Consider the following 6,636-nt stretch of genomic DNA (forward strand, 5'->3'; position numbering starts at 1 on the left):
CCGATACGGCAGGGTCGACACATCACGCGCAGGACAGTCTCACGACGTCAGTGACATTGCGAGTCAGACCCCACCGCACCGAACACATCCAGTATCAACCGGACCACCCCAGACTCACAGTGACATTCGTCAGGTGGTGCGGGACCACCACGGCAGCACGATCAAGGATGCGACGAGGAAGCACAAGGCACCGATGAAGGTGCCGATACTCGCCACGCTGCTGTCGACGGTTGTCCCCTGCGGGGTGATGAAGGAGCCGACCGCCGAGACCCCGAAAGCGATACAGCCCACAAGGTTGATCTGCCCCGACCACCAATTCACGTCGCCAGGCCTCCAGAACTTGTCGACGTGCGTATACGCGACGAGCACCATGGCGCCACTGATGAGAAAGGCGACCGAGCCACCGGCATCCGGGTTCCACACGTAGTGCTTCTGCGTACTGATCGCGTGGGCCCCCAGTGCAGCGGTGGTACTGACGTTGAACAGCAACGTCCCGAAGAACTGAGAGGCTCCGGCGAGCCACTCGGCGCGGAGCATGGTTCCCGGGCTGTCGGACACTATGACGGTGACCGGGCCACTGAGCAATAGCTGAATCAAGGCTGCCGCCGTGAAGAACCATGCACCGATGAAGAAGCTGACGTTGGCGGCCCCGCTGCCCAACGACGCGGCGAATCCGGGCGCCGACCCCAATACGAAGAGCGACGAGCCGATCATGAAGCCCCAGCATTGCTTGGTCAGCGTGGGGGTGAAAAGCGCTCGACGCCAGTGCGTCACGTCTGCTTCGATAGACATAGGCTCTCCCCTCTTCGATTCACGCCCACCTCACGATCCACGCCCCCGGCGCGAGGTACCCCCTCCCCTACAAGGGATTCCATCAATGATGAAAGTGTGAACCCGTGCCCTCGCGTGGCAGTGGCGCGGTGAGGTGGTCCAGGAAATCGACTTCACCCTCCAGGTCACGGAGCAGAGCCGACGCCAGATCGTGACTGAACCCCGACCGAACGACTATGCGCTGCACCGTCTGATCCGCGAGATCATCGGCCAGCGGGTAGGCAGGAACCAGCCAACCCTTCATACGAAGACGGTCGGAGAGGTCATAGAGACTCCATTTGTCGGTGTATCCGGCCTTGAGCCGCCAGGCGAACACCGGAATCGTGTCACCCTTACTGACCAGCTCGAACGGGCCGATCTTCGCGATCGAAGCCGACAGATATTGGGCCACGTCGAGAGACCCCTGCTGGACCTGTCGATAGCCTTCACGGCCGAGACGCAGGAACATGTAGTACTGCAACAACACCTGCGCGCCGGGTCGCGAGAAGTTCAGCGCCAAGGTCGGCATGTCGCCGCCGAGGTAGCTGCAGTGGAAGACCATGCTCTCGGGCAGGGCCTCGGTATTACGCCAGACGACCCAACCGACACCGGGGTACACCAGTCCGTACTTGTGGCCGGAGGTGTTGATCGACACCACGCGGTCGACGCGAAAATCCCACTCGAGGTCCGGTTGACAGAAGGGTGCGATCATCGCGCCCGATGCACCGTCGACGTGAATTCTCACGTCCATACCAGTGGTTTTCTGGATTTCGTCGAGCCTTTTCGAGATCTCGGCGACGGGTTCGTAGAGGCCGGTGTAGGTCTGCCCCATGATCGCGACGACACCGATGGTGTTTTCGTCTATGTACTTCTCGAGGTCATGTCCGTCGAGCACCATATGGTCTTCGCTGACCGGTACCCAGCGCGGCTCGACCTCGAAATAGTTGCAGAATTTTTCCCAGCAGACCTGAACTGCGGTGGACAGCACCAGGTTCGGGCTCTCCGTTGACTTCCCCTCTGCCTTTCGCTTCGCCTGCCAATGCCGTTTGAGCGCCAGACCGCCCAGCATGCATGCCTCCGACGAGCCGATCGTCGAAGTGCCGATCGTGGTCTCGGCGTCGGGTGCGTGCCAGAGTCCAGCGAGGATTCGCCAACAACGCTCCTCGACCGCCGCGGTCTGGGGGTACTCGTCCTTGTCGATCATGTTCTTGTCGACGGTTTCTGCGTACAGGCGCTTGGCCTCGTCGTCCATCCACGTCGATACGAAGGTCGCCAGGTTCAGACGAGCATTACCGTCGAGCATCGCCTCGTCGTGCACGACCTGATAGGCGGTCTCGGGGAGTTGTTGTCCCTCAGGAATTTCGAACTTGGGAAGCTCGGTGGCCTCACCTGGTCGTACGAAGACGTTGTTCAGGTCCAACGATGAAGAACCTACGTTCGTGGTATGACGCGCGTTCGTGTGCTTGACTCGGGTCACTTGTCCTCCTCGGGGCTTCGATACTTCTGGGTCGATTCGAATTCGGATGTCCGTACAACCGGCGTTCGTCGCCATTCCCGTTGCGCTACACCTCCACCGGCGGATACAGCCGATCCATCGTGTATTGGCGATCGCGTCTCGCCGCCCACGTCGAGATCGCCAGGAACGTGATCGTCAGTCCTCCGAGGACTGCGATGGCCACCCACAAGCGATAGTCGACGCCGCCCACCGTCAACTGCCGCAGACCGTTCACCGTGTAGGTCATCGGATCGACCCAGTGAATGTATTGGAAGGGTTTGGTCGTGGTCTGGACCGGATAGATGCCGCCAGCAGACGTCAGCATGACCATCAGGAACGCGAGTGTGACCACCCGTCCGACTGCCGCGCCGAACAACGCGTTGAACATCTGAATCATCGCCAGGAACACCGCGACCATCAGCAGCATGAACAGGAAGGTCGCCACCGGATAGACGGGCCGTAGTCCGACTGCGAATACCACGACGAGGTACAAGATCGCGGCCTGCAGTATGCCGACGAAGAACGTGGGCGCGAACGAGGCCATCACCACTCGCAGCGAGTTCAGCCCTTGGGCAATGGGACGAGACTGCAAGGGAGTGAACAGCATCCAGGCGATGATGCTGCCGACGAACAACGCCAAGCCGAAGAAGAACGGAGCGAAGCCGGTACCGAAGGTATCGGCTTTGTTCTGGTAATCCTCCTTCAGCTGTACTGGATTCGCCAGTGTCGTGGCCAGTTGGTCCTGCTGCGACTTGCTCCAGTGCGGGATCATGCTGATGCCCTCGTCCACCTTGGTCACGAGTTCTGTGGTCCCACCCGCAAGTTGGGTGGTGCCATCGGCGAGTTGGTTGGCGCCGTTACTGAGTTCCACCAAGCCTTGCGCCAGTTGAGCCGATCCTGATCCGAGTTCGTCGACGGCCCCCCGCGCGGCGGAGATATCGTTTCGCAGCCCGTTGTTCTCGAACAGCGTCATCGCAGTACGCAGTGGACTGCTCGGGTTTCCGAGCTGCTGTGACAACACTTGGGCGTCGTTGCGGACGACGTTGATCAGATTGTTGGCATCGGCGCCGAGTCCGCGGGAGGTGAGGAAACCTTCCACTGGGGCGAGTGCGTCGGCCAAACCCTGCACAGCAGGGTCCGGGTGGGCACGCAGATGAGCCTGGATTTCGGCCAGTGCCCGGCTGGCCTGCGTTTGCGTTGTCGCCGCATCGTTGAGGCGATCTGCGACGGCACCCGCATTCGCACCGAGTCGGTCGGCGGCGGCGTTCAGCTCGCCCGCACTGATCCCGGTGGTGCCGGCCTGGTTGAGCGCATCGAGGATCGGCACGGTGGCTTGGTCCACCGCTGAGGCAAGTTCACCGAGCCCTCCCGCCAACCGAGCGGCGCCGTCCTTGGCGGTCACCAGGTTCGTGGCAATTTCGTGGGCCCCGGTGTTGGCGGTCTGCATACCCGAATTGAGCTCGTTGACCGCGGCTTGGGCTTCCCGGAGTTTGGGTTCGAGCTGCCCCACCTCGTTGAGCGCGATCTCGAATGTCTGCGCTCCCACCTGCGCACCTACCTGGTTTACCACCTGCTGCGCAGCGTCCTGGCCGATGACGGTTGCGAGGTAGTTGTTGGTGTCGTTGTAGGTGAAGATCAGCTCTGCAGATTTCGGGTCGTCACCGAGGGGGGAGGTCAGGGACTGACTGAAGTCGGGGGGCAGGGTGATCGAGAAGTAGTACTTTCCGTGGTCGACGCCCGTTCTGGCCTCGTCCTCGTCGACGACGTGCAGATCGAGTTGCTTGGAATCGACGAGTCCCTCGGTGACCTGACTACCGGCGTCGAGTGGTTTACCTTGGACTGTTGCACCGCGATCGAGATTGACCACGGCGACGGGCATCTTGTCCGCGGCCGCGAACGGATTCCAGAACGCCCACAGGTACAGCGCGCCGTACATCAGCGGCATGAGAATGATGACGATCAGGGCGAGTCTCGGCATTCGGCCCCGGTAGTAGCGCTTGAAATCGCTCCCAGGTGAGAATGCGGCAAGCATGTCAGATCCGATCTTCTTGTTCGATCCTGACGAACTCGTCGTCAGTGAGGTTGGGGACTGCGATGACATCTCGCACACCGCTGTCGACGAATGTGCCGTTGACGTCCGCGGTGACGACGGTCTGTTCCCGGCCCAACGCCACGAGTCGACTCATCAGCAATTGCGCGTTACTGATGCGGGTCAACCGATCCACCCCACCGACGACCAGTAGTGGTGGCTTTCTCAGATTGGCCATCGCGATGCGAAGCAGCGCCGCGGTCAGTTCGGGCAGCTCTTCGACATAGGCGCCCAGTGACGGGAGCGTCAGGTCACCGAACACGGGGCGGCACATACGTTCGAGGTCATCCTGGCCCGCCGGCGGAACCCACTTGTACCAGTGTGCCGCCCATCGCTTCTGCTCGGTGACGACGTCGGACACTCGTATGGTCTGCTCGATCCCGTCGACCTCACCGATATCCGCAATGGCCGCACGAGCGAACAGGTGTCTTGTTTTGTCGGTACGCCCGAATGCGGTGAGGGTCCCCGAGGACGGTCGCATCCGCCCGGCCAGTGTGAGCAGCAGTGCGGTACGACCACGTCCACCGGAGCCGACCAGAACGGTCACTCCCCCGGCCATGACGCTCACGTCGACGGGTCCGTAGATGTGCCCCCACGATGCGCGGACCTCGATCCCGGATGCCTCGATCAGGACCTGCTCCGGACCGTCGCCGTGCACTGCGACAGGGGCGGTGATCGGTTCGTCGTCTCCATCAGAGGTTGTCACGATTGAATTCCTTCGTACGTGCGATGTTCTGTGGTGATTCGGATATTCCGCTGCCGTACCCGTCGCCGTCGTCTACAGCATGTTCTTGACTATCCGGCCGTTCTTGACGATGAGGGTGAAACGCTTGTCAGGGTTCGCGATGATCGAGAGGTCCGCGATCGGGTCTCCGTCTACCAGAAGCACATCGGCCCATGCGCCTGGTGCGATGACACCCAACCTCGCCGACCGGTACGGGTTACGTTCGCCCGCCATCTCCAGTAGTGATCCGTTTCCGGAGGTCAGCATCCTCAGCGCCTCGGTGTTGCTGTAGAAGTCACCGAGTCTGGCGGCCATGACGCTCTGTCGCGCAGCGGATTCGGGTTCGAGTAGCAGGTCGGTGCCCCACGCGACCTTGACGCCGTGCTTCTTCGCCCAGCCGTACACCTGCTCGGTTCCGGTGCAGATGTCACGGTTCTTCTGCGAACGATCCGGGTCCGGGTAGTGGTGATCTTCTTCGGCGAAGGGTTGCATCGACAGCCAGATTCCCTTCTCCGCGATCAGCGCAATCGTCGACTCGTCCGCAAGGTGCCCGTGTTCGATGGAACGGACACCTGCTTCGATGGCGCGCTTGATACCGGGCACCGTGTACACGTGGGTGGCAACATAAGTGCCGTAGTCTTCGGCGGCCTGCACTGCCGAACGCATTTCGTCCGGAGTGAACTGCAAGGTGTACAGCGGGTCGTACATCGACGCGGCCCCACCACCGATGGTGAGCTTGATTTGGGTCGCACCTTTTCGTAGCTGCTCACGGACCGCGGTCAACACTTGGTCTACGCCGTCGGCGACACGGGTGAACCCGATCGAGTCGGTACGGCTGGGTCCACCGTCGAACGCATATGGGGTCTCGTAGACGAATGCGAAGTCGCCGTGTCCCGAAGTCTGTGACACCATCGCCTGGCTCGGAAAGATGCGCGGACCTTCGAATTTTCCACTGTCGATCAAGGTTTGGACCGGTGCGGTGTCGCCTCCCATGTCCCGGACGGAGGTGAAACCGCGCATCAACATGCGACGGGCCTCGGCGATGGTGTTACCGAACAGGATTCCGGTGGCGCCCATGACGAAGTCGAGGTAGCTGTTCGCGTTCCCCATGAGGTGAACGTGCGCATCCGACATACCCGGCATCAGGAAGCGCCCGCCGCCATCGATGACGACGGTGTCCTCACCCGGTGCGTCGCCGATCGGCGATGTCGACACCGCACTGATGTGGGCGTCTTCGATCAGGACGTCGGCACCTTCGGTCACGGCCTCGTTGATTCCGTCGAAGACGCGCACGTTGCGAACGAGCAAGCGCGAATGAGCAACCATGCGGCAAACGTACCCAGCACACCACGCCGCATTTGCCGGAATTGGAAAATTCGACCGAACGCGTCTGGACCACGTGGGACGACCGAGATGATGCTCCCACCCCCGAAACGGCGAATGTCACACCGGTTCGCGTGAGCTGAACCGGTGTGGCCATAGCCGACACAGGGGGGGGGCTAGCCCAGGCGCGGCGTG

At 61.6% G+C, this 6,636-nt stretch carries 5 protein-coding genes; all 5 read right to left on the minus strand.

Features of this window, described 5'->3' with window-relative positions; genetic code table 11:
- Positions 1–129 precede the first annotated feature (129 nt).
- The 5 genes from ACZI8Q_RS20335 to ACZI8Q_RS20355 all read right to left on the minus strand — a co-directional run bounded on the left by ACZI8Q_RS20335 (position 130) and on the right by ACZI8Q_RS20355 (position 6,444).
- The gene (locus ACZI8Q_RS20335; protein WP_463375390.1) at positions 130–792 is read right to left on the minus strand and encodes a hypothetical protein; all 663 of its coding nucleotides are present in this window, start codon (positions 790–792) and stop codon (positions 130–132) included.
- Positions 793–874: 82 nt separating this feature from the next.
- Complete coding sequence (locus tag ACZI8Q_RS20340) at positions 875–2,287, minus strand: glutamate decarboxylase (RefSeq protein WP_463375391.1); 1,413 nt, start codon at positions 2,285–2,287, stop codon at positions 875–877.
- Between the two features lie 85 nt (positions 2,288–2,372).
- On the minus strand, positions 2,373–4,337 hold the full coding sequence (locus ACZI8Q_RS20345) for a YhgE/Pip family protein (protein WP_463375392.1): 1,965 nt from the start codon (positions 4,335–4,337) through the stop codon (positions 2,373–2,375).
- 1 nt (position 4,338) lies between these two features.
- Positions 4,339–5,052 (minus strand): ATP-binding cassette domain-containing protein, encoded by a 714-nt coding sequence (locus ACZI8Q_RS20350; RefSeq protein ID WP_463375394.1) that lies wholly within the window; start codon positions 5,050–5,052, stop codon positions 4,339–4,341.
- A 120-nt stretch (positions 5,053–5,172) separates the two neighbouring features.
- Positions 5,173–6,444 carry a metal-dependent hydrolase family protein gene (locus tag ACZI8Q_RS20355; RefSeq protein WP_463375393.1) on the minus strand — a complete coding sequence of 424 codons (1,272 nt, stop codon included), beginning with the start codon at positions 6,442–6,444 and terminating at the stop codon, positions 5,173–5,175.
- Positions 6,445–6,636 lie beyond the last annotated feature (192 nt).

This window comes from Rhodococcus quanlei (assembly GCF_055231015.1).